Here is a 23,053-nt window from a genome sequence, read left to right as displayed (position 1 = left end):
GACAAGCCGCAGGCTTCACGCTGGCCGGCGCCGGGCACCCGTTCGGCGCCAGTGCCCGCAGCTGCGGCGGCTGCTCTTTCTTGCAGCTTGAAGCTTATGGCTTGCAGCTGCTCCCCGCAGGAGGAACCATGAGCTACGTTATCGACCGACGCCTGAATGGCAAGAACAAGAGCACGGTCAACCGCCAGCGCTTTTTGCGCAGGTACCGTGATCACATCAAGAAGGCCGTTGAAGAAGCGGTCAGTCGCCGTTCCATCACAGATATGGAGCACGGCGAACAGATCAGCATCCCTGGCCGTGATATCGACGAGCCGGTGCTGCACCATGGCCGTGGCGGCAAGCAGACCGTCGTACACCCGGGTAACAAGGAATTCACCGCCGGCGAGCATATTCCCCGTCCGCAGGGTGGTGGTGGCGGCAGTGGCCGTGGCAAGGCCGGCAACGCCGGTGACGGCATGGACGACTTCGTTTTCCAGATCACCCAGGAGGAGTTCCTCGAGTTCATGTTCGAGGACCTGGAATTGCCAAACCTGGTCAAGCGTCACCTGACGGGTGCAGATACCTTCAAGAACGTGCGCGCAGGTATCGCAAGCGAGGGTAACCCGTCACGCATCAATATCGTACGTACACTGCGCTCGGCCCATGCCCGGCGGATCGCATTGACCGGCAGCAGCCGTGCCCTGCTTCGCGAAGCCCAGAAAGAACTTGCCCGCCTGCGCGTCGAGGAGCCTGACAACTTCACCGACATCCAGGAAATCGAGCAGGAGATCGAGCGGTTGAAGGCGCGTATCAACCGTCTGCCCTTCCTCGACACCTTCGACCTCAAGTACAACTTGCTGGTGAAACAACCGAACCCCAGTTCAAAGGCCGTCATGTTCTGCCTGATGGACGTCTCGGGTTCGATGACCCAGGCCACCAAGGACATTGCCAAGCGCTTCTTCATCCTGCTGTATCTGTTCCTCAAGCGTAACTACGACCGGATCGAAGTCGTGTTCATACGGCACCATACCAGCGCGCGCGAAGTGGATGAGGAGGAGTTCTTCTACAGTCGCGAAACCGGCGGCACCATCGTTTCCAGTGCCTTGAAGCTGATGCAGGAAATCATGGCCGAACGCTACCCGGCCAGTGACTGGAACATCTACGCGGCCCAGGCCTCGGACGGCGACAACTGGAACGACGACTCACCCATCTGCCGCGACATCCTCACCCGGCAGATCATGCCGCACGTTCAGTACTACACTTACGTGGAAATCACCCCACGTGAACATCAGGCGCTCTGGTACGAGTACGAACGTATCGGCGATGCCTTCCCCGACACGTTCGCGCAGCAGCAATTGGTATCGGCCGGCGATATCTACCCGGTCTTCCGTGAACTCTTCCAGCGCAGGTTAGCCACATGACCGCCAGAGCACAGAGACGCCAGCCCATCTCCACCGGCTCAGAGTGGACGTTCGACCTGATCCGGACCTACGACCGGGAAATCGGCCGCCTGGCCGAACGTTACGCCCTGGACACCTACCCCAACCAGATCGAGGTGATCACCGCCGAGCAGATGATGGATGCCTACGCCTCGGTCGGCATGCCGCTGGGTTATCACCACTGGTCCTACGGCAAACAGTTCCTCAGTACCGAGAAATCCTACAGCCGCGGGCAAATGGGGCTTGCCTACGAAATCGTCATCAACTCCGACCCCTGCATCGCCTACCTCATGGAAGAGAACACCATGTGCATGCAGGCCCTGGTGATCGCTCATGCCTGCTACGGGCACAACAGTTTCTTCAAGGGCAATTACCTGTTCCGCACCTGGACCGATGCCAGCTCCATCATCGATTACCTGGTGTTTGCCAAGCAGTACATCGCCCAGTGCGAGGAACGTCACGGGATCGATGCGGTGGAAGACCTCATCGACTCTTGCCACGCTCTGATGAACTACGGGGTGGACCGCTACAAGCGTCCCTACCCCATTTCCGCCGAGGAAGAACGTCGCCGCCAGAAGGACCGGGAGGAGCACCTCCAACGGCAGATCAACGACCTGTGGCGCACCATTCCCAAGAGTGCCGACAAGGCCAGTGAGCGGGACGACATGCGTTTCCCCGCCGAACCCCAGGAAAACATCCTCTACTTCATCGAGAAGAACGCGCCACTGCTCGAACCCTGGCAGCGCGAGGTGGTGCGTATCGTGCGCAAGATCGCCCAGTATTTCTATCCGCAGCGCCAGACACAGGTGATGAACGAGGGCTGGGCGACCTTCTGGCACTACACGCTGATGAACGATCTGTATGACGAGGGGCTGATCACCGAAGGCTTCATGATGGAGTTCCTTCAGTCCCATACCAGCGTGGTCTTCCAGCCAGGTTTCGATAGCCCCTATTACAACGGTATCAATCCATACGCACTGGGCTTTGCCATGTACACCGACATTCGGCGCATATGCGAGGCACCCACGGAGGAAGATCGCCATTGGTTCCCCGACATTGCCGGCAGCGACTGGCTTTCGACCCTCAAGTTCGCCATGAGCAGCTTCAAGGACGAGAGTTTCATCCTTCAGTACCTGTCGCCCAAGGTGATGCGTGATCTGAAACTGTTCAGCATCCTGGACGATGACCAGCGGGACGAGCTGTACGTGCCTGCCATACACGATGATGCGGGTTATCGCACCATCCGCGAACAACTGGCTGCCCAATACAACCTCGGCAATCGCGAGCCGAACGTGCAGATATGGAGTGTTGATCGTCGCGGAGATCGCTCACTGACGCTTCGTCACCAGCAACACAACCGCAAGCCCTTGGGGAGTTCGACCGAAGAGGTGCTCAAACACCTGCATCGGTTGTGGGGGTTCGATATTCACCTAGAGACCGTGCAAGGCGACCAGGTGATGAAAACCCATCATATGCCGCCCCGTGGCGAGCACGGCGAAGGCTCCGACTACGGACGCCTGGACATGGCGGTCATTCACCACCTGTGATGCGCCCCCTGGCGGCCGGCAGGTTATGCTGTCGGCAATCAGGGGGAGTTACCTATGCACATTTACAAAGTGGGGGGCGCTGTACGCGACCGTCTACTCGGGCGCCCGGTCAGTGATATCGACTGGCTTGTGGTAGGCGCCACGGTTGAAGACATGCTTGCCGAAGGATTTCGCCCGGTAGGCGCCGACTTTCCGGTGTTCCTGCACCCCAAGACCGGTGAGGAATATGCGCTGGCCCGCACCGAGCGCAAGAGCGGCAGGGGCTACGGTGGGTTTACCTTTCACGCAAGCCCGGACGTCACACTGGAGCAAGACCTGATACGCCGCGACTTGACCATCAACGCGATGGCCGAGGACGCGTGCGGTACGCTCTACGATCCTTACCAGGGCAAGGCCGATCTCGATCGACGCCTGCTTCGCCACGTTTCTCCGGCATTCGCCGAAGATCCTCTGCGTGTATTGCGCGTGGCCCGTTTTGCTGCGCGCTATGCGCCCTTGGGTTTCAAGGTGGCCAACGACACGCTGGGGTTGATGCAGCACATCAGCGCGTCGGGTGAGTTGCTGGCGTTGACGGCAGAACGCACCTGGAAGGAAATCGAGCGGGCATTGATGGAAGCGCACCCCCAGGTATTCTTCGAAGTCCTGCGAGCGTGCAATGCCCTGCAAGTGCTGCTGCCGGAACTGGAGCCTCACCCCCAGACCCTGGCCTCACTGGAACAGGCAGCCAAGCTTCAGCTTGCTTTGCCCATACGCTGGGCCTGTCTGCTGCATCCTTTGCCCACCGCGTCGATCAAAGCGCTCAATCAGCGCCTGAAAACCCCGCGAGAATGCCAGGAGCTGTCGATGCTGACCAGCCAGTGCCTGGAGCAGGCCAATCAAGCCTTTGAGCTGCCTGCCCAGGCGCTGCTGGATCTGTTGCAAACGTTCGACGTTTACCGCAGACCGCAGCGTTTCGAGGACTTTCTAGCAGCGTGCAGGGCGATCGCGCAGGGCAACGGGCGGACAGACTACCGGCAGGCAGACTACTTGCAAGGGGCTATGGCCGCTGCCCGGGCCGTGGATGTGAAGCCGCTGGTTCAGGGTGGTCTCACCGGCCAGGCATTGGGTGAGGCCTTGAAAAATGAGCGCCTGCAGGCGCTCGATGCCTACAAGGGCAGCTAGCGACGATGCCGCGCAGCTCGCTCGACCTGCGCGGCAACCCCAGCAGCAGATGGCTGACATACCGGGACTTGCATCCGACAGTACGAGCCTCCATCAGCCAGGCGTCAGTTGCAACCCACGCCACTCGAAGGCGACTGGCGCCAGCACCTGATCGATCTGCGCCTCTTGCCATACCTGCGCCATGGTCTTGCCTACACCCGGGTGTACCAGTTCAGGCGCCAGCAGCGACAACGGCCACAGCACGAAGGCATTTTTCAGAATCTCGGCCCGGGGCAGCACCAACCCGTCGAAAGTGCCATGCAGGTCGTCATACATCAGCACGTCGATATCCAGGGGTAGGCCGAGTCGATCAGGGGCATACCGGCCATTGTCGGCCTCGATGAATTTCAGCCGCCGGTCCAGTTCGATCAACGGCAACGTCGTCTGCCCGGTCACCACGAAATTGATGAACGGCCCGCTCTTGATGCCCACCGCCTGGCTTTCGAAGGCTGGCGAGCAGCGCATGTCGGTCAGGATGGCGGCCAGCGCATCGAGGCCGGCACACAGGTGGGTGTTCCGATCGACGTTGCTGCCAAGGCCTAGGTATACCGTGCTCAGAGACATCCGCGCTCGATCTCCACGCCAACACCACCACGCGCTGCCGGCACTGCGCCCGGCTTGGTGAGCTTCAGGCGTACCCAAGGAATGCCGAACTCGTCCATCAACACGGCAACGAGGCGCTCGGCGAAGGTTTCGACCAACTCGAAGCGTGCCTGCTCGGCGAACCCCTGGATACGCGTCGAAACGCTCGCGTAATCGAGCGCCAGGGCGAGGTCGTCGCCCGCGGCCGCAGGCTTGTTGTCCCAGGCAAAGCTCAGGTCAAGCCGCAGGCACTGGCGAATATCCCGCTCCCAGTCATAGGCACCAATCACGGTATCGACTTCCAGGCCTTCGATGAACACTCTGTCCAAGCACTTCTCTCCACAGCACGACAAGGGCGACTGGCGCCGTTAGAATCAGGGCGTCCTCGCCCGGAATAGTTAGCATGTTTTGGTTACTGGCGCTGCTCGCCTACCTGCTCGGCTCGCTGTCCTTCGCCATTGTCCTGAGCCGCCTTGCAGGCAGCCCGGACCCGCGTTGCAGTGGTTCGGGCAATGCCGGCGCGACCAACATGCTGCGCCTGGCAGGGCGCAAGATGGCGATCCTGACCCTGCTTGGCGACCTGTGCAAGGGGCTGTTGCCGGTAATGCTCGCCCGCCTTGCCGGGCTGGACCTGCACGCGCAGGCCTGGATCGGTATCTGCGCAGTGCTGGGCCACCTGTTCCCCGTGTACTTTCGCTTTCGCGGTGGCAAGGGCGTCGCGACCGCGGCCGGCATGCTGGTCGGCCTGTACCTGCCTGCCGCATTGCTGGCCATCGTTGCCTGGCTGCTGACCCTGTACCTCACCCGGACCAGTTCCCTGGCTGCGCTGATCGCAACACCGCTGACCCTGCCATTGCTGGCCTGGCGCCAGCCCGAGGCCCTGCTGCCGATGACGGTACTGACCGTCCTGATCGTATGGCGCCATCGCAGTAACCTGCGTGACCTGTTTGCAGGCCGCGAGCGGCACTTCTGAGCCCTACAGGGGCGGCAGCTGCTCCATCGGCCAGCGCGCCTGCACACTGATCGCCAGGTCCTGCTGCTGCCCCACCAGCAGTCGCTGGCAGCCGGCATAGGCGATCATGGCTCCGTTGTCGGTGCAGAACTGCGGACGGGCGTAATAGACATTGCCCTTGAGGTTGCCGAGCATGTCTTCCAACGAAGCGCGCAGGGCCTTGTTGGCACTGACCCCCCCGGCGATGACCAACCGCTTGAGGCCCGTCTGCTTGAGCGCCCGCTTGCACTTGATGGTCAGAGTCTCTACCACCGCCTGCTGGAACGCCAGGGACACGTCGCAACGGGTTTGTTCGTTGTCGTCGCCAGCCTCCCGGCACTGCTGCCAGGTATTGAGGGCAAAGGTTTTCAAGCCACTGAAACTCATTGCCAGGCCTGGCCGATCGGTCATCGGTCGTGGGAACACGAACCGGCCCGGCGTGCCGCGCTCGGCAAGCCGGGCAATTTCCGGCCCACCGGGGTAGTTCAGCCCAATGAGCTTGGCGGTCTTGTCGAACGCCTCGCCGGCCGCATCGTCCAGGCTCTCGCCGAGCAACTCGTATTGACCGATGCCATCGACGCGCACCAGCTGGGTATGACCGCCGGAAACCAACAAGGCGACGAACGGAAACGCCGGCGGGTTTTCTTCCAGCATGGGCGCCAGCAGGTGGCCCTCCATGTGGTGTACACCGATGGCCGGGATATCCCAGGCAAAGGCCAGGGCCTGGGCGCAGGAGGCACCGACCAGGAGTGCGCCGACCAGCCCGGGGCCTGCGGTATAGGCGATGGCGTCGATTTCGGTGGCCACGCAGCCCGCTTCGTCCAGCACCTGGCGGATCAGCGGCAGCATGCGCTTGACGTGGTCGCGCGATGCGAGCTCGGGCACCACGCCGCCAAATACGCGGTGCAGGTCGATCTGACTGAACAGCGCATCGGCCAGCAGGCCCCGCTCACTGTCGTATAATGCGACGCCGGTTTCGTCGCAGGATGTTTCCAATCCCAGTACTAGCATGGGCTCGTCCCTTGTGGGGGCTGAATTCGAAGGCGCGCATGATAGTCCCCGTGCAAGGTGCCGACCAGCGGTTTTCGATCAGAGGCTTTGCATTCCGGCTTGCTAAGGGTTAACATCCGCAACCCTTGAAAACCGACGTTCTCCAGCACACCTTTGTTTTGCCAGGAGCGCGTCTACCCCGGTAATGAATTAAGGTAGCCCTGGATGCCAGCCGTCAAAGTTAAAGAGAACGAACCCTTCGACGTAGCTCTGCGTCGTTTCAAGCGCTCCTGCGAAAAAGCCGGTGTACTGGCTGAAGTTCGTAGCCGCGAGTTTTACGAGAAGCCGACCGCAGAGCGTAAGCGTAAGGCAGCTGCCGCTGTCAAACGTCACGCCAAGAAAGTTCAGCGCGAACAGCGCCGCGCCGTTCGTCTGTACTAATACAGACGTTCATCGCAAAGCTTCTGCCCTGCCCGGTTAACCGCCGGGCGATGGCAGTGGTCGTTTCAAACTTGAGCAACTTGCTCAAGGCTCCATGCACCTGTTCAAGCACCGTGCATGCGGGCAACCTGCCTGAAACGTCAGAACTGGTCATTGTGCTGTAGGCCAGGCGTGCACGTCCGACTGACGGGCCTTATGGGCCGGCGACGAGCACTTATTCCCCGCATAGCTTCAAGCATCACCCGCTGCATTCGGCGCGTGAGCGATTAGACTTGCCAGTTGCCAGATTGACGAGACTGCCATGGCCGGGCTGATTCCCCAGAGTTTCATTGACGACCTCATCAACCGCCTCGACATCGTCGACGTGGTCAGCTCCCGTGTCCAACTGAAAAAAACCGGCAAGAATTATTCTGCCTGCTGCCCGTTCCACAAGGAAAAGACCCCGTCCTTCACCGTGAGCCCCGACAAGCAGTTCTATTACTGCTTTGGTTGCGGCGCCGGTGGCAATGCCCTTGGCTTCGTCATGGACCACGACAACCTGGATTTTCCCCAGGCCGTCGAGGAACTGGCACGCGCGGCAGGCATGGAAGTCCCGCGCGAGCAAGGCCGGCGCGACCAGAAACCGCGCCAGCCGACCGATTCCCCGTTGTATCCGCTGCTGGACGCCGCCTCGAAGTTCTACCGCCAGGCCCTGCGCAGTCACCCGACCCGCAAGGCGGCGGTGGAATACCTCAAGGGCCGCGGCTTATCCGGCGAAGTGGCGCGGGATTTTGGCCTGGGTTTCGCGCCGCCGGGCTGGGACAACCTGCTCAAGCACCTGGGTGCCGACACGCTGCAGCAGAAGGTCATGATCGATGCCGGCCTGCTGATCGAGAATGCCGAAACCGGTAAACGCTATGACCGCTTCCGCGATCGGGTGATGTTCCCGATTCGTGACAGCCGTGGCCGTATCATCGCCTTCGGCGGCAGGGTGCTAGGCGACGACAAGCCCAAGTACCTGAACTCCCCTGAAACGCCCGTGTTCCACAAGGGCCAGGAGCTGTACGGGCTGTACGAGGCCCGCAAGCACAACCGCAACCTCGACGAAATCATCGTGGTCGAGGGCTACATGGACGTGATTGCCCTGGCCCAGCAGGGCTTGCGCAACGCCGTGGCCACCCTGGGCACTGCCACCAGCGAAGAGCACCTCAAGCGCCTGTTTCGCGTGGTCCCGAGCGTACTGTTCTGCTTCGACGGCGACCAGGCCGGGCGCAAGGCGGCCTGGCGGGCGCTGGAGTCCGCCCTGTCGAACTTGCAGGACGGCCGTCGCGCGCGCTTTCTGTTCCTGCCCGAAGGCGAAGACCCGGACAGCCTGGTCCGCGCCGAAGGCACCGACGCCTTCATGGCCCGCATCAATCAGCACGCCCAACCGCTGGCCGATTACTTCTTCGAGCAGTTGAGCATCGAGGCAGACCCTCGCTCGCTCGAGGGCAAGGCGCACATGGCGACCCTGGCTGCACCGTTGATCGAAAAAATTCCGGGCGCCAACCTGCGTCAGCTGATGCGCAACCGCCTGCGGGACATCACCGGGCTCGATCCGCAGCAGGTCGAGCAACTGGCCCAGCAGGCCCCCGCGGCGCCCAGCGCAGACTACGATCCAGGCTATGACTACGACGCCATGGTCAGCTACACGCCTGATTACGGCGACATGCCGCAGCCCGATTATGCTGGCGCCCATCAGGAACAAGCCTGGACGCCAAAAAAGGCCGGCGGCAAGAAAGCCTGGAGCGACAAACCCTGGGACAAGCATCGCAAGGGCGGCAAGCCGTGGCAGCGTGACGAGCCCCCGCCCCGCGTGCCGGCACCGGTCGAACCGCCTACGCTGGCGGCGCTGCGTACGCTGCTGCACCATCCGCTGTTGGCCGGCAAGGTGGAGGACGCCAGCCATTTTGCCGACGAAGAACAGCTCTACAGCCAACTGCTGGTGGCATTGATCGAAGCTGCACAGAAAAATCCTGGGCTAAGCTCAATGCAGCTGATCGCACGCTGGCATGGCACCGAACAAGGTCGCCTGCTGCGGGCTTTGGCGGAGAAGGAATGGTTGATCGTGGCCGACAACCTTGAACAACAGTTTTTCGACACCATTACTAGCTTGTCCGCTCGCCAACGTGAGCGAAGCCTGGAACAACTGCTCAGGAAATCCCGTCAAAGCGAATTGACCAGCGAGGAAAAAACCCAGCTTCTCGCCTTGTTGAGCCGGAATGTTCCCGCACAAAACCCGACCTCATCTGGCGCGTGAGGTCCATGCTCGGGTATAATCCTCGGCTTGTTTTTTGCCCGCCAAGACCTTCAGTGGATAGGGTGTTATGTCCGGAAAAGCGCAACAGCAGTCTCGTATCAAAGAGTTGATCACCCGCGGTCGTGAGCAGGGCTACCTGACTTACGCGGAGGTCAACGACCACCTGCCTGAGGATATTTCAGATCCTGAACAGGTGGAAGACATCATCCGCATGATCAACGACATGGGGATCAACGTATTCGAGAGTGCTCCGGATGCGGATGCCCTTCTGTTGGCGGAAGCCGACACCGACGAAGCCGCGGCCGAAGAAGCCGCTGCTGCGTTGGCGGCAGTTGAGACCGATATCGGCCGCACGACCGACCCGGTACGCATGTACATGCGTGAAATGGGCACGGTCGAGCTGCTGACCCGTGAAGGCGAGATCGAAATCGCCAAGCGGATCGAGGAAGGCATTCGTGAAGTCATGGGCGCCATCGCCCACTTCCCGGGCACTGTCGATTACATTCTCGGCGAGTACGACCGCGTCACCACCGAAGGTGGCCGTCTGTCGGACGTCCTCAGTGGTTACATCGATCCCGATGACAACATCGCAGCACCGACAGAAGAAGTGCCGATTCCAGGCGCCAAGACTGCCGCTGCGAAGGAAGAGTCCGAGGACGAGGAAGAAGAGTCCGACAGCGACGACGAAGAAGAGACCGAAAGCGGTCCGGACCCTGTCGTTGCGGCCCAACGCTTCGGCGCGGTATCCGATCAGCTTCAGGCCACCAACAAGGTCCTGAAGAAGAACGGCCGTGATCACAAGGAAAGCATTGCTGCCCTGCAGGCACTGGCCGATCTGTTCATGCCGATCAAGCTGGTACCCAAGCAGTTCGAAGTGCTGGTCGAGCGCGTTCGCGGCGCACTGAGCCGCCTGCGTCAGCAAGAGCGCGCCATCATGCAGCTGTGCGTGCGTGATGCCCGCATGCCGCGTGCCGACTTCCTGCGCATGTTCCCGAGCAACGAAACCGACCAGACCTGGAGCGGTGACCTTGCCAAGCGCAACACCAAATGGGCTGCGGCCTTGGGTGAAAAGGACGCAGCTATCGTTGCGTGCCAGCAGAAACTGATCGACCTTGAGACCGAAACCGGCCTGACCGTTTCCGAAATCAAGGAAATCAACCGTCGCATGTCGATTGGCGAAGCCAAGGCTCGCCGCGCCAAGAAAGAAATGGTCGAGGCGAACCTGCGTCTGGTGATCTCCATCACCAAGAAGTACACCAACCGTGGCTTGCAGTTCCTGGACCTGATCCAGGAAGGCAACATCGGCTTGATGAAGGCTGTGGACAAGTTCGAATACCGTCGCGGTTACAAGTTCTCGACCTATGCCACCTGGTGGATTCGTCAGGCGATCACTCGCTCCATCGCCGACCAGGCACGCACCATTCGTATTCCGGTGCACATGATCGAAACGATCAACAAGCTCAACCGCATTTCCCGGCAGATGCTGCAGGAAATGGGTCGTGAGCCGACCCCGGAAGAGTTGGGCGAGCGCATGGAAATGCCTGAGGACAAGATCCGCAAGGTATTGAAGATCGCCAAAGAGCCGATCTCCATGGAAACCCCGATCGGTGACGATGAAGATTCGCACCTGGGTGACTTCATCGAGGACTCGACCATGCAGTCCCCGATCGACGTGGCCACGGTCGAGAGCCTCAAGGAAGCGACCCGCGATGTCCTGTCGGGCCTCACGGCACGTGAAGCCAAGGTCCTGCGCATGCGCTTCGGCATCGACATGAACACCGATCACACCCTTGAAGAAGTGGGTAAGCAGTTCGACGTGACCCGCGAGCGGATCCGTCAGATCGAGGCGAAGGCGCTGCGCAAGCTGCGTCACCCGACTCGAAGCGAGCACCTGCGCTCCTTCCTCGACGAGTGATGACTAACCCCGGCCCAGGCCGGGGTTTTTTCTAGGCTTCGCACACCACTGGCCATCCGTCTCCAAGGCCCTGTTAAGCCTGAAAAAACCTCCCTGACACCCATCCAGAGGTGATTGGCCGTCTACACTCGACTCAGACCATTTGAATGCGAGAGGCCGCTATGCCCCTGATGCCGGCAATCCTGCTGGTGACCCTGAGCCTGTGGACCACGACGGGCGTTGCGCAAGTGCAACAGCCAAGTTCGGTCGCCGAGTACGTCGCCGTGGCGATGCCCAGCCCAACCACGGGGCAACCCGACTCCCCGCAAGCCTCCGCACAGCACGGCACTGCCCGCATGTTCTGGTCCGATCTGGTGGTGTACGGCGTACCCACCGTATTGTTGCTGGTACTGGTGCTGGCCACGGTCATGCGTATCAACCGGCGCCTGAGCTCCGAAATCTCCCGGCGCATCGCACTGGAACAGGAGCTGCGCAGCAGCGAGTACCATTACCGTGGTCTGGTCGAGAGCCTTTCAGCCATCGCCTGGGAAGCGGACGTGAACGATTTCACGTACAGCTATGTATCGCCCCATGCCGAAGCTTTGCTCGGTTACCCCCTGAGCAATTGGCTAAAGCCCGGTTTCTGGCGCAGCATCGTGCACCCTGACGATGCGTTATGGGCTCAGGCCTACTGCGAAAGCGAAACCGCCGCCGGGCGCGACCACAGCCTGGATTACCGGGTGATTCGTGCCGATGGCCAAGCGTTGTGGGTGCGCAACATCGTCAGCATGATCAAGCATGGTCACCAGCCCGTCATGCGCGGCCTGATGATCGACATCAGTGAAACCAAGCGCACCGAAGATGCGCTGCGTCTGTCCGAGCAGAAGTTTGCCTCGGTGTTCCAGCAGTGCCCGGACATCTTGCTGATCGCCCGCCACAGCGACGGCTGCTTGCTGGAGGTCAACGAAGCGTTCGAGGAGCAGATAGGCCTGACGCCTGGCCAGGTCATCGGCCGGACGGCGACCGAGCTCAATCTATGGGCAGTCGAGGGTTCAGGCCCTCGCTTGCTGGAGCGCCTGCACCTGGGCGGCATCCGCAACCTGGAAATGAGCTTCAGGCGCAGCAACGGCCAGGTGTTCACAGGGCTTACGTCTGCTGAAACCTTCGAACTCGACGGCACACCTGCGCTGGTGGTCGCCGTACGCGACATCAGCCAGCTCAAGGAAACCCAGCAACAACTGCAGATTTCCGAAGAAAAGTTCGCCAAGGCGTTTCATGCCTCACCAGACGGCCTGTTGCTGTCCCGTCAGCACGATGGCTTGCTGCTGGAGGTCAACGACGGGTTTTGCCGCCTGACCGGCTACGCCCTGCACCCGACCCTGGACCAGACGTCGCTGGACCTTGGCATCTGGGTAGACCTCAATGAACGCAAGCGTCTGCTCGACCAGCTCAACCGAGAAGGCTTCGTACGCGACTTCACCTGCCATATCCGCCGTAGCGACGGGCAGATTCGCCTGTGCGAATTGTCTGCGCGCCCGCTGCCAATCGCCGGCACCGACTGTATGTTGACCATCGCACGGGACATTACCGAGCGCCACCTGATGCAGGAAAAACTGCAACTGGCCGCCACAGTGTTCGAAAACACGGCCGAGGGCGTGCTGATCACCGACATCGACCAGCGCATCAGTGCGGTGAACCGTGCCTTCAGCGAGATCACCGGCTACAGCGAGATCGAAGCGCTGGGCCAGACCCCCCGCCTGCTCGCCTCGGGCCAGCATGACAGCGCCTTCTACGCTGCCCTGTGGCATCAACTGACCGATGAAGGGCACTGGCAGGGCGAGATCTACAACAAACGCAAGAACGGCGAGCTGTACCCTAGCTGGCTGACCATCAGTGCCGTGCGCAATGCCGAGCGCGAGATCACGCACTTCGTGGCGGTGTTCGCCGACATCTCCAGCATCAAGCACGCACAAGCCGAGCTGGACTATCAGGCACATCACGACCCCCTTACTGGCCTGCCCAACCGCACCCTGTTCGAAAATCGGCTCCAGGCCGTGCTGACCTGTGGACAACTGTCCAATCGCCAAGGCGCCGTGCTGTTCCTGGACCTGGACCGTTTCAAGCACATCAACGACAGCCTCGGCCATCCGGTAGGCGACCTGCTGCTCAAGGGCATCGCACAGCGCCTCAAAGAGCAGGTGCGCGACGTGGACACCGTGGCGCGCCTGGGGGGCGACGAATTCATCATCCTGCTGCCTGGCCTGCACAAGCCCAGTGACGCGAGCACCATCGCCAACAAGCTGCTGGCGTGTTTCAACGCCCCCTTCCAGGCCGGCGAGCATGAGTTCTTTACCAGCGCCAGCATCGGCATAAGCCTCTACCCACACGACGGCAGCGATGTCGCCACGCTCATCCGCAACGCCGATGCCGCCATGTACCGCTCCAAGGCCAAGGGGCGCAACCGGGTGGAAGTCTATACCCGCGACCTTACCGCCCAGGCCAGTGAGCGTGTTGCCCTGGAGCACGAACTGCGCCGGGCCATCGAACGCAACGAGATGAGCCTGTGCTTCCAGCCCAAGCTCAGCCTGCAAACCCAGACCCTGGTCGGTGCCGAAGCCTTGATCCGCTGGAGCCACCCGACATTTGGCGAAGTGCCACCGGAGCATTTCATCCACCTGGCAGAGGAAAACGGCACCATCCTGCAACTGGGCGATTGGGTACTGGAACAGGCCTGCCGCCAGATGCAAGTCTGGAAACAGCGTTACGAACCCTTTGGCCCGCTGTCGATCAACCTGGCCGGCGCGCAGCTTCGCCAACCCAACCTGGCACGGCGCATCGAGGCACTGCTCAAGCAACACCAACTCAAGGCCGGCGATCTACAGCTGGAGATCACCGAGAACTTCATCATGAGCCAGGCCGAAGAAGCCCTCGCGGTTCTGCACCAGTTGAAGAAATTGGGCGTGCAACTGGCGATCGACGATTTTGGCACCGGTTATTCGTCGTTGAGCTACCTCAAGCGGCTGCCGCTGGACATCCTCAAGATCGACAAATCCTTCATCCGCGGCCTGCCCGACGACCCCCACGATGCCGCTATCGCCCGCGCCATCATCGCGCTGGGCCGCAGCATGCAGCTGACCATCATTGCCGAAGGCGTCGAGAACCAGGCCCAGCAGCGATTTCTGGCTACCGAAGGCTGCGAGCAGATCCAGGGCTACATCGTCAGCCTGCCCTTGCTGCCGGGGGAATTCGCTGCGCAATTTCTTCGTATAGCACTAACGGATCTTTCGGATGGCACAGGTGCGAAACCCTCGTTATAATCGCGCCTCCTACTGAGGGCCTATAGCTCAGTTGGTTAGAGCAGAGGACTCATAATCCTTTGGTCCACGGTTCGAGTCCGTGTGGGCCCACCATATTCAAAGCCGCGCACTGCGCGGCTTTCGGCTTTCTGGGTCGGCGGCGCGGGCGGCAAGGTCACCGTGGCTCAGGCCAGCAACCGGTCGATCAACGCCTGCTCGTAATCGTTGAGTGGCTGATCCTCGTAGAGCTTGTCGGAGGCCGCGACCAGCGCCTGGCCCTCGACCTCACGCCCACTGTCACCATAGACATGCCCAAGGTTCTCCAGCGACTGCAGGTTGCCGTGCTCTGAGAAGGAAATCAGGTACCAGCGCTCGGCCGCCTCGAGCTCGCCCAGTCGGTGATAGGCCACAGCCAGGTTGTGCTGGGCGTAGACGTGGTCGGACTCCAAGGCCTGCAACAACGCCTGCTTGGCCTGTTGATAGTCTTCGAGCTGCAAGTAAAGAAGGCCAAGATTGTTGTAGCCGTCGACATTGCCCAACTCGGCCGCGCGCCGGTAGGCCTGCTCAGCCTGCGGATAACGCTCTGCATGCAGATGGACGTCACCCAGCAAGTTCAACGCCTCCGGATGATCGTGGCGCACAGCCTTGTTGAGGTGTTCGACGGCAGCATCGTGATCGCCATCCTGGTAGGCCATGCTGCCCAGGTAGAAGTGGCTACGGACACAGTCGTACTCGGTGGCTTTCTGGAAGTATTGGCGGGCGGTGTCGTGGTCACCCTCCTGGAAGGCCATGCTGCCAAGGTTGTAGTGGCTGCCCGGATAGTCGTGCTCGGCAGCCCTCTGGAAGTGTCGGCGGGCAACGTCGTGATTACCGTCTTGGTAGGCCATGATGCCCAGGTTGTAGTGGCTGCCGGGATAATCACGGTCGGCGGCCCTCTGGAAGTGTCGATGAGCATTGGCGCGATCATCACGTGCCAGGCTCACCGCGCCAACGCCATTCATCCAGCGCGGGTCGTCGGGACACGCCTTGGCAAGGTTCTCGAAGCACTGCTGCGCAGCGTGCAGATCCTGTGCTCGGAACGCCGCCCAGCCCTGGTCATTGAGCGCAGTCGCCTGCTCGGCACTGAGCGTTTTTTTATTCGTGAACCACATGGTGTTTCCTGCCTTGCGAGGGTCTGCCATGTTAAGGGCGTATAGAAAAGCCAACAAGGTAATGGCTCTGCTGGGCAGGTTCGAACCACCTTCTTTGAAGCCGCGCAACTGTGCGGCTTTTTTGCATTTCATATCACGTCATGGGCCCGATGCCCGTGTTGAAACCGCCCTTGAGGCCACTATGTTCCCCGTTATGCATTAGACAGTGAGCCGAATAGGCGGCATTATCGGCTCATTTAATGAGCCGAATAGGCTCGCTAATCGGCTCACGTGAACGTAACCTATGAATGACCCGCAATGGATCTGGCAGCAGCCCGGTTGGCCAGGGTTTACTTGGCAAACTGAAACACTCGCCCCACTGCTGCACGCCTGCAGCCAGGCGCAGGGCCGTCTGTTGGGGATGCTCGATGCCGCAGGGCACGAAACTGAAGTGCAGAGCAGCCTGGATGCCATGCTGCAGAACATAATCACCTCTTCCGCCATCGAGGGCGAGCAACTGAATGTTGGTTCCGTGCGCTCATCGCTGGCGCAGCGCTTAGGGTTGAACGAGGAAAGCCAATCAGCCACACCGCGATCAGAAGGCCTGGCAGCATTGCTGCTCGATGCCACTCAGGGGTATGAACAAACGCTAGACACAGAACGGCTCTTCATTTGGCACCGCTGGTTGTTTCCAAGCGATGACCCGCTGATGTCAAGACCTCTGCATATCGGCACATTGCGCGGCGATGAGCCCATGCAGGTGGTTTCCGGTCGGCTCCACCGCCCGACGGTCCACTTCGAAGTACCTGCGCGAACTGGCCTGGAAACACAAGTGGCGGATTTTCTCGTCTGGTTCGAGCGCAGTCGCCGCGATGCCAGCCTGAACCCTTTCTTGCGTGCGGGTATCGCGCATCTTTGGTTCGTTACCCTGCACCCGTTCGATGACGGTAACGGCCGCCTTACCCGCGCCCTCACCGACTTGGCGTTGGCGCAAGGTGAACGACAAGCCATCCGTTTCTATGCGATGTCCGCGAGCATTCTCGACGACCGCGCCGGTTATTACCGCATCCTGGAAGCCAGTCAGAAAAGTGGGCTGGACATCACCCGTTGGCTGTATTGGTTTCTGACCACCTTGCTCAACAGCCTGGAAAAGGCTCTCGTACGTATTGATCGAGTACTGGCAAAGGCGCGATTCTGGCAGGCGCACCGCGGCCAGGGGTTATCCGCAGAGCAGGTAAAAGTACTCAACCGTCTGCTCGACGGTGGCGAGCGCGGCTTCGAGCAAGGTATCAGCGCAGCGCAGTACCAAGCCGTAGCGAAAGTTTCCAAAGCCACTGCTACTCGCCACCTCAGTGATCTTCTGGAAAAAGGCTGCATCGAACGCCTGCCCGGTGGCGGCCGCAGTACGCGTTACCAAATAGCCCAGTGAGCCTCAATGAACGTCTGAGCGCAGCGGGGCAATCCTCCTTGCCCCCACCCACCCAGCCTAGCTAGGCTACCTCCCCCCTTTCGCTCGCCGAGCCACGCCATGCCAGACCCTCGCCCGTTCGCCCTGGATGAAATCGACCGCCAGCTGATCGCCCTGTTGCAGATCAATGCCCGCGAAAGCGTAGCCATGCTCGCGCGCCAGTTGGGCATCGCTCGCACCACGGTCAACTCACGGCTCGAGCGGTTGGAGAAGAACAAGGTGATTTCCGGTTATGGCGTGCGCTTGGGGCAGCAGGTGATGGGCGGTGGGCTACAAGCATATGTGGGCATCAAGGTGCAGCCACGCTCGGGCAAAGAGGTCGTCAAACGACTAAGCACGATGGCCGCTGTGCGGCAGTTGTGCGCAGTGAGCGGCGAGTTCGACTACGTGGCCTGGCTGCACACGGAGTCACCGGAGCAACTGGACCAGTTGCTGGACCGGATCGGCAACGTCGAGGGCGTCGAAAAAACCACCACGTCGATCATCCTCAGCAGCAAGGTGGATCGCGGTCAGGCGCTTTGAAACCCATGCTCATGAAGCCGAAATCGTCAAAGTGCTCACCTGACACGTCACTATGACCAACCCTGAGACATTTCGACCTCATTCTGCTTCTTAATAACGAAACGTCCCCTCTCTAAAATGACCGCCAGACGTCTCCTATACTCAGGCTCAGCACATCGCGCAGCCGCTCTGGCAAGGTCCTTCAATGAACAAGAACAACCGGCACCCTGACGACGGCAAGAAACCCATCACCATTTTCGGCCCGGATTTTCCATTCGCCTTCGATGACTGGCTGGAGCATCCGGCAGGCCTGGGCACGATTCCGGCGCAACGTCACGGCGAGGAAGTCGCGATCATCGGCGCCGGAATCGCCGGCTTGGTGGCCGCCTACGAGCTCATGAAACTGGGGCTCAAGCCAGTGGTGTACGAAGCCTCGAAACTGGGTGGCCGGCTGCGCTCGCAAGCCTTCAATGGCACCGATGGCATCGTCGCCGAGTTGGGTGGCATGCGCTTTCCGGTCTCGTCCACGGCGTTCTATCACTACGTGGACAAGCTAGGGTTGCAGACCAAGCCCTTCCCTAACCCGTTGAGCTCGGCCTCCAGCAGCACGGTGATCGACCTCGAAGGCCAGACCTACTACGCCGAAACCCCTGCCGATCTTCCCCAGTTGTTTCATGAAGTGGCCGACGCCTGGGCTGACGCGCTGGAAAGCGGTGCGCAATTCGCCGATATCCAGCAAGCGATCCGTGATCGCGATGTACCACGCCTCAAGGCGCTGTGGAACAAACTCGTACCGCTGTGGGACGACCGCACGTTCTACGACTTCGTCGCCACCTCGCGCTCGTTCGCCAAGCTCAGCTTCCTGCACCGCGAAGTGTTCGGCCAGGTAGGCTTCGGCACAGGCGGTTGGGACTCTGACTTCCCCAACTCGATGCTGGAAATCTTCCGGGTGGTCATGACCAACTGCGATGATCATCAGCATCTGATCGTGGGCGGCGTGGAGCAGGTACCGCAAGGTATCTGGCGTCATCGGCCCGAGCGCTGCGCCCATTGGCCCGAGGGCACCAGCTTGCGGTCCCTGCATGGCGGCGCACCCCGCACCGGGGTCAAGCGGATCCAGCGCGCTGCCGATGGCCGCCTGGCCGTCACCGACAACTGGGGTGATACCCGCCAGTACGGCGCCGTGCTCGCCACCTGCCAGACGTGGTTGCTGACCACCCAGATCGACTGCGAAGAATCGCTGTTCTCCCAGAAAATGTGGATGGCACTGGACCGCACCCGCTACATGCAGTCGTCGAAAACCTTCGTCATGGTCGACAGGCCGTTCTGGAAGGACAAGGACCCGGAAACCGGCCGCGACCTGCTGAGCATGACCCTGACCGACCGCCTGACCCGCGGCACGTACCTGTTCGATAACGGCGACGACAAGCCGGGGGTCATCTGCCTGTCCTATGCCTGGATGAGCGATGCCTTGAAAATGCTGCCACACCCGGTCGAGAAACGCGTGCAGCTGGCCTTGGACGCGCTGAAGAAGATCTATCCGAAGACCGACATCGCCGGCCACATCATTGGCGATCCGATCACGGTGTCGTGGGAAGCGGACCCGTATTTCCTCGGCGCCTTCAAAGGCGCTCTGCCCGGTCATTACCGCTACAACCAACGCATGTATGCCCACTTCATGCAAAAGGACATGCCCGCCGAGCAGCGCGGCATCTTCATTGCCGGCGACGACGTGTCCTGGACGCCTGCCTGGGTGGAGGGCGCCGTGCAGACGTCGCTCAATGCGGTGTGGGGTATCATCAATCACTTCGGCGGGCATACCCACCCCGAGAATCCGGGGCCAGGCGATGTGTTCGACGAGATCGGCCCGATCGCGCTGGCCGACTGACCCAGGAGCTGTCATGCGCATAGCCTTGTTCCAAGCGCCGCCTGGCCCGCTGGATGTGCCCGGCAACCTGCAGCGGCTGCGCGACCAGGCGCAGTTGGCGGCCGGCCAGGGCGCGTCACTGTTGGTTTGCCCGGAAATGTTTCTGACCGGCTACAACATCGGCTCGGCCCAGGTGCAGCAACTGGCCGAAGCCTGCGATGGCCCGTCAGCGCAGCACATCATGCAGACAGCGCAGACCTATGGTATCGCCATCGCCTACGGTTACCCGGAACGCGACCCAAACGGTGCCGTTTTCAACAGCGCGCAACTGATCGCTGCCGATGGCCGCACCCTGGGCAACTACCGCAAGACGCATCTGTTCGGTGAGCTTGATCGCACGATGTTCACGCAGGGGCCGGATCATTTTCCGGTCGTCGAGCTGGACGGCTGGAAAGTCGGCCTGCTGATCTGCTACGACATCGAGTTCCCGGAAAATGCCCGTCGGCTGGCCTTGGCCGGCGCCGAGCTCATCCTGGTCCCGACAGCCAACATGAAGCCTTACGACTTCGTTTGCCAGGTGACGGTGCGGGCCCGGGCCCAGGAAAACCAGTGTTACCTGGTGTATGCCAACTACTGCGGCACGGAAGACGCCATCGACTATTGCGGACAAAGCAGCATCGTCGGCCCGGATGGCGGCGTGTTGGGCATGGCAGGCCATGAAGAATGCCTGCTGCTGGCCGAGCTGGAACAGCAAGCCGTGGTGCAAGGCCGTCGAGCATTCCCCTACCTCACCGACCTGCGTCAGGCCTTGCACGGACGAACGCCTGGGCAGGATCACTGACAGCGCAGCGCTTGCAGGCTAGCATGGTCGGACCACACGGAGCCCCCATGCCTGACACCATCCGCCAGCTCACCCTTGCCAACGGCCTGCAGCTCACCCTGCGCCACGCCCCTCGTCTCAAGCGCGCCGCGGCGGCGCTCAGGGTGCACGCGGGCAGCCACGACGCCCCTGCCAAGTGGCCTGGGCTGGCGCATTTTCTCGAGCACCTGTTCTTTCTGGGGACAACGCGTTATCCCCTCGAAAATGGCCTGATGCGCTACGTGCAGGCGCTCGGCGGCCAGGTCAATGCAAGCACCCGCGAGCGGACGACGGACTTCTTCTTCGAAACCCCGCCCACAGCCTTGGCGGGCGGTTTGATGCGGCTGTGCCAGATGCTGGCCGAGCCGGACCTGGCCATCGCCCGCCAACGCGACGAGCGCGAAGTGATCCACGCCGAATTCATCGCCTGGTCGCGCAGTCGTCAGGCCCAGGCGCATCATGCCTTGCTGCAATCCGTCGCGCCGTGTCATCCGTTGCGCGCCTTCCAGGCCGGTAACCGTTACACCTTAACGCTGCAAGACCCCGCCTTCCAGCAAGCACTGAGGGACTTTCACCGACGCTATTACCAGGGAGGCCAAATGGTGCTGGCGGTGAGCGGCCCTCAGTCCCTGGATGAACTGGAACAGTTGGCCGTGCCCCCCGCGCAACTGTTCGCCAGCGGCACGCGCGAGCTGCGGCGCCCTCCACCCCCATTGGGCACAAGCTGCAACCCGCAACTGTTCGCTCATGACCAGATGCCGGCCGGCGCAGAGCATGCCCTAGCGCTGCTGATCAGTTGCCTGAACGACAGCCGGCCCGGTATGTGGCTCGCTGCCGCGCGCCAGCACTGCGGGTTGCAGGCCATCAAGGTTGAAACGCTCTACGCCTTCGCCGGGCAATTGCTCTGGCACATCGATCTGACGCCAGGCACCGGTGTGGCTGTTGGGCAGGCCATGGCCCTGCTTCACGGCTGGTTCGGATACATGCAGAACGCGGACTTGGCGCAGCTCAATCGAGAATTCGGGCGCTTGCAAAGGCGTCGTGAGCACAGCGCCAGCGCCATGGAGCTGGCACGCAGGGACAGCGCAGGGCTTCCCTTTACCGCGCTCGACACACAGGGCCAGCGCGCTTTTGCTGCGCTTCTGGCGAGCCTGCCCCATTCGGACCAGGGTCGCTGGCAGCTCCCTGTGAGCGAGCCGTTGCTGCACACACCGTTGCCTGAGACCGGTGAGTGGTCCTTACCCGGTGGACTGAGCATCAGCGGCGCCTTGCCTGCCACGCGTCAGCATGCAGCCCTGCTTGTGCGTTGGCAGGTACCCCTTGCTTTGAAGGAATCACTGCATGCCGTTCTGGATCAAGCCCTGGCCCCACTCAAAGCGCGCTGCGAACGCGCTTCGGTACAGCTGAGTTTCGCCAGGGCCGGCCAGGGATGGGCGCTGCGCTGCGCAGGCGTAGCTTCGGCCGTGGTCACCGCCATGGGGATTGCCCTGCCATTGTTGAAGGCCCCGCCGGCCGACTGCTGGGCTGACCGCGCGGTACCACCCAATGAGCCCATGCCCATCAGGGCACTGCTCGAGCAGTTGCCAAACGCCGTGGTAGGCCTCGACGTGCAGGCGGTGACCGTGTCACGGCAAAGCCAGGCCCAACTCGACAGGCTCTGGCAACAGGCCACCTGGCATGGGTTGGCTGTGGGTTTCGATACAGATACACAGCGGGCACTGGCAGCCGTCCTGCAAGGCCTGCCTGGCCATGGCCGCGCGCCTGTTCCCGTCCCACCGCCCGCCCGTCGTTGGCACACGGTGGACGGGTACGGCAGCGAGCATGCCCTGCTGTTGTTCTACCCTCTGCCAGCGGGCATGGAGGTAGCGGGCAGGCTGCTGGCTCACCTGCTTCAAGGCCCTCTCTATCAACGTTTGCGGGTCGAACTGCAACTGGGCTATGCGGTGTTCAGCGCCATGCGCCAGGTGGAGGGCGTGCACGGGCTGATGATCGGCGTGCAATCGCCCCACGCCAGCCCGGCCATGATCCTGGAACAGGTGGTCACCTTGTTGCGCGAGCGCGTCACGCTCGATCTTTCCTCGCAGCAACTGCTGGCCGATCAGTTCGATGAAGCGGTGATGAGCAACGCCGAGGTCGTGGAGTGGGCCTGGCAGACACACCTGGCTACACAACCCTGGACGCTGGATGGCGTACGCAGGGCTATCCTCAATGTGCGGCAGCATGATCTGGACAGGCTGCAGGACGCATTGCTCAATGGGCAGGCGCCCTGGATCTGTCTGGCCACCGCTGCCGCGCCACCTGACTTTCAGGCCAAGCAGCGCGAGATTATTGCACCTGGTGCAACGCTACTTTCCTGATACACAGTCTTCGGATGAACGGTTTTCTTGTAAGATAGCGCAACCCTGATTCAGGGAACCTCCTGCCTATGGCGGTACCCAAGTAGTAGTCAAGCGTTCCTCAAACCCATTCGGAAGGAGTAATCCCATGTGGACCAAACCTGCATACACTGACCTGCGTATCGGCTTCGAAGTCACCATGTACTTCGCCAACCGCTAAGCACGGCTTAGGGTACGACGCCTCGGCCTGCCGGG

17 protein-coding genes, 1 tRNA gene and 1 pseudogene are annotated in these 23,053 nt (G+C 61.4%); 15 read left to right on the top strand and 4 right to left on the bottom strand.

Going from position 1 to position 23,053, the window contains the following annotated elements:
- The first annotated feature begins 128 nt into the window (after positions 1 to 128).
- From PFU01S_RS02350 to PFU01S_RS02340, 3 genes are read left to right on the top strand one after another with little or no spacing between them, the layout of a single operon-like run.
- A complete protein-coding gene (locus PFU01S_RS02350; RefSeq protein WP_028686621.1) occupies positions 129 to 1,400 on the top strand; it encodes a YeaH/YhbH family protein in 1,272 nt (423 codons plus the stop codon).
- Positions 1,397 to 2,965 (top strand): SpoVR family protein, encoded by a 1,569-nt coding sequence (locus tag PFU01S_RS02345; protein ID WP_027913624.1) that lies wholly within the window; start codon positions 1,397 to 1,399, stop codon positions 2,963 to 2,965. Before PFU01S_RS02350 ends, PFU01S_RS02345 begins: the two co-directional genes overlap by 4 nt.
- Before the next feature lie 54 nt (positions 2,966 to 3,019).
- Entirely contained in the window at positions 3,020 to 4,126 is a 1,107-nt protein-coding gene (locus tag PFU01S_RS02340; RefSeq protein ID WP_027913623.1) for a multifunctional CCA addition/repair protein, read from the top strand.
- Between the two features lie 93 nt (positions 4,127 to 4,219).
- Here the strand turns inward: PFU01S_RS02340 and folK are convergent, their stop codons facing one another.
- Positions 4,220 to 4,729 (bottom strand): 2-amino-4-hydroxy-6-hydroxymethyldihydropteridine diphosphokinase, encoded by a 510-nt coding sequence (gene folK, locus PFU01S_RS02335; RefSeq protein WP_028686622.1) that lies wholly within the window; start codon positions 4,727 to 4,729, stop codon positions 4,220 to 4,222.
- On the bottom strand, positions 4,720 to 5,076 hold the full coding sequence (gene folB / locus PFU01S_RS02330) for a dihydroneopterin aldolase (protein ID WP_028686623.1): 357 nt from the start codon (positions 5,074 to 5,076) through the stop codon (positions 4,720 to 4,722). Before folB ends, folK begins: the two co-directional genes overlap by 10 nt.
- Positions 5,077 to 5,150: 74 nt before the next feature.
- Here folB and plsY point away from each other — a divergent pair, with 74 nt between their 5' ends.
- On the top strand, positions 5,151 to 5,720 hold the full coding sequence (gene plsY / locus PFU01S_RS02325; RefSeq protein WP_027913620.1) for a glycerol-3-phosphate 1-O-acyltransferase PlsY: 570 nt from the start codon (positions 5,151 to 5,153) through the stop codon (positions 5,718 to 5,720).
- Between the two features lie 3 nt (positions 5,721 to 5,723).
- On the opposite strand, the gene tsaD is transcribed toward plsY, so the two are convergent.
- Positions 5,724 to 6,749 (bottom strand): tRNA (adenosine(37)-N6)-threonylcarbamoyltransferase complex transferase subunit TsaD, encoded by a 1,026-nt coding sequence (gene tsaD, locus PFU01S_RS02320; protein WP_027913619.1) that lies wholly within the window; start codon positions 6,747 to 6,749, stop codon positions 5,724 to 5,726.
- Between the two features lie 204 nt (positions 6,750 to 6,953).
- Between tsaD and rpsU the strand changes: the two genes are divergently transcribed.
- The 5 genes and pseudogenes from rpsU (at position 6,954) to PFU01S_RS02295 (ending at position 14,751) form a co-directional block, all read left to right on the top strand.
- A complete protein-coding gene (gene rpsU, locus PFU01S_RS02315) occupies positions 6,954 to 7,169 on the top strand; it encodes a 30S ribosomal protein S21 (protein ID WP_003255575.1) in 216 nt (71 codons plus the stop codon).
- A gap of 301 nt (positions 7,170 to 7,470) precedes the next feature.
- Complete coding sequence (gene dnaG / locus PFU01S_RS02310; protein ID WP_028686624.1) at positions 7,471 to 9,447, top strand: DNA primase; 1,977 nt, start codon at positions 7,471 to 7,473, stop codon at positions 9,445 to 9,447.
- A gap of 67 nt (positions 9,448 to 9,514) precedes the next feature.
- Complete coding sequence (gene rpoD / locus PFU01S_RS02305; protein WP_028686625.1) at positions 9,515 to 11,362, top strand: RNA polymerase sigma factor RpoD; 1,848 nt, start codon at positions 9,515 to 9,517, stop codon at positions 11,360 to 11,362.
- A gap of 332 nt (positions 11,363 to 11,694) precedes the next feature.
- Positions 11,695 to 14,658, top strand: a pseudogene (locus PFU01S_RS02300) (EAL domain-containing protein); the annotation flags it as partial.
- Positions 14,659 to 14,674: 16 nt separating this feature from the next.
- Positions 14,675 to 14,751: transfer RNA gene (locus PFU01S_RS02295), tRNA-Ile, on the top strand.
- A gap of 71 nt (positions 14,752 to 14,822) precedes the next feature.
- Here the strand turns inward: PFU01S_RS02295 and PFU01S_RS02290 are convergent.
- Positions 14,823 to 15,788, bottom strand: a complete 966-nt coding sequence (locus PFU01S_RS02290) for a tetratricopeptide repeat protein (protein ID WP_028686626.1) — start codon at positions 15,786 to 15,788, stop codon at positions 14,823 to 14,825.
- A 283-nt stretch (positions 15,789 to 16,071) separates the two neighbouring features.
- Between PFU01S_RS02290 and PFU01S_RS02285 the strand changes: the two genes are divergently transcribed.
- The 6 genes from PFU01S_RS02285 (at position 16,072) to pqqA (ending at position 23,018) form a co-directional block, all read left to right on the top strand.
- Positions 16,072 to 17,196 (top strand): Fic family protein, encoded by a 1,125-nt coding sequence (locus PFU01S_RS02285; RefSeq protein ID WP_028686627.1) that lies wholly within the window; start codon positions 16,072 to 16,074, stop codon positions 17,194 to 17,196.
- Positions 17,197 to 17,295: 99 nt separating this feature from the next.
- The gene (locus PFU01S_RS02280; RefSeq protein WP_028686628.1) at positions 17,296 to 17,757 is read left to right on the top strand and encodes an Lrp/AsnC family transcriptional regulator; all 462 of its coding nucleotides are present in this window, start codon (positions 17,296 to 17,298) and stop codon (positions 17,755 to 17,757) included.
- A 184-nt stretch (positions 17,758 to 17,941) separates the two neighbouring features.
- Positions 17,942 to 19,624 (top strand): flavin monoamine oxidase family protein, encoded by a 1,683-nt coding sequence (locus tag PFU01S_RS02275; RefSeq protein ID WP_027913612.1) that lies wholly within the window; start codon positions 17,942 to 17,944, stop codon positions 19,622 to 19,624.
- A gap of 13 nt (positions 19,625 to 19,637) precedes the next feature.
- Positions 19,638 to 20,444, top strand: coding sequence for a carbon-nitrogen hydrolase family protein (locus PFU01S_RS02270; protein ID WP_028686629.1), 807 nt, complete (start codon positions 19,638 to 19,640; stop codon positions 20,442 to 20,444).
- A gap of 47 nt (positions 20,445 to 20,491) precedes the next feature.
- Positions 20,492 to 22,819, top strand: a complete 2,328-nt coding sequence (gene pqqF / locus PFU01S_RS02265) for a pyrroloquinoline quinone biosynthesis protein PqqF (RefSeq protein WP_042139002.1) — start codon at positions 20,492 to 20,494, stop codon at positions 22,817 to 22,819.
- A 127-nt stretch (positions 22,820 to 22,946) separates the two neighbouring features.
- Positions 22,947 to 23,018, top strand: a complete 72-nt coding sequence (pqqA, locus tag PFU01S_RS21570) for a pyrroloquinoline quinone precursor peptide PqqA (protein ID WP_003243383.1) — start codon at positions 22,947 to 22,949, stop codon at positions 23,016 to 23,018.
- The last annotated feature ends 35 nt before the right edge of the window (positions 23,019 to 23,053 follow it).

This window comes from Pseudomonas fulva NBRC 16637 = DSM 17717, from assembly GCF_000730565.1.
Classification (GTDB): Bacteria; Pseudomonadota; Gammaproteobacteria; order Pseudomonadales; family Pseudomonadaceae; genus Aquipseudomonas; species Aquipseudomonas fulva.
This window is presented reverse-complemented; position numbering and strand designations above follow the sequence as displayed.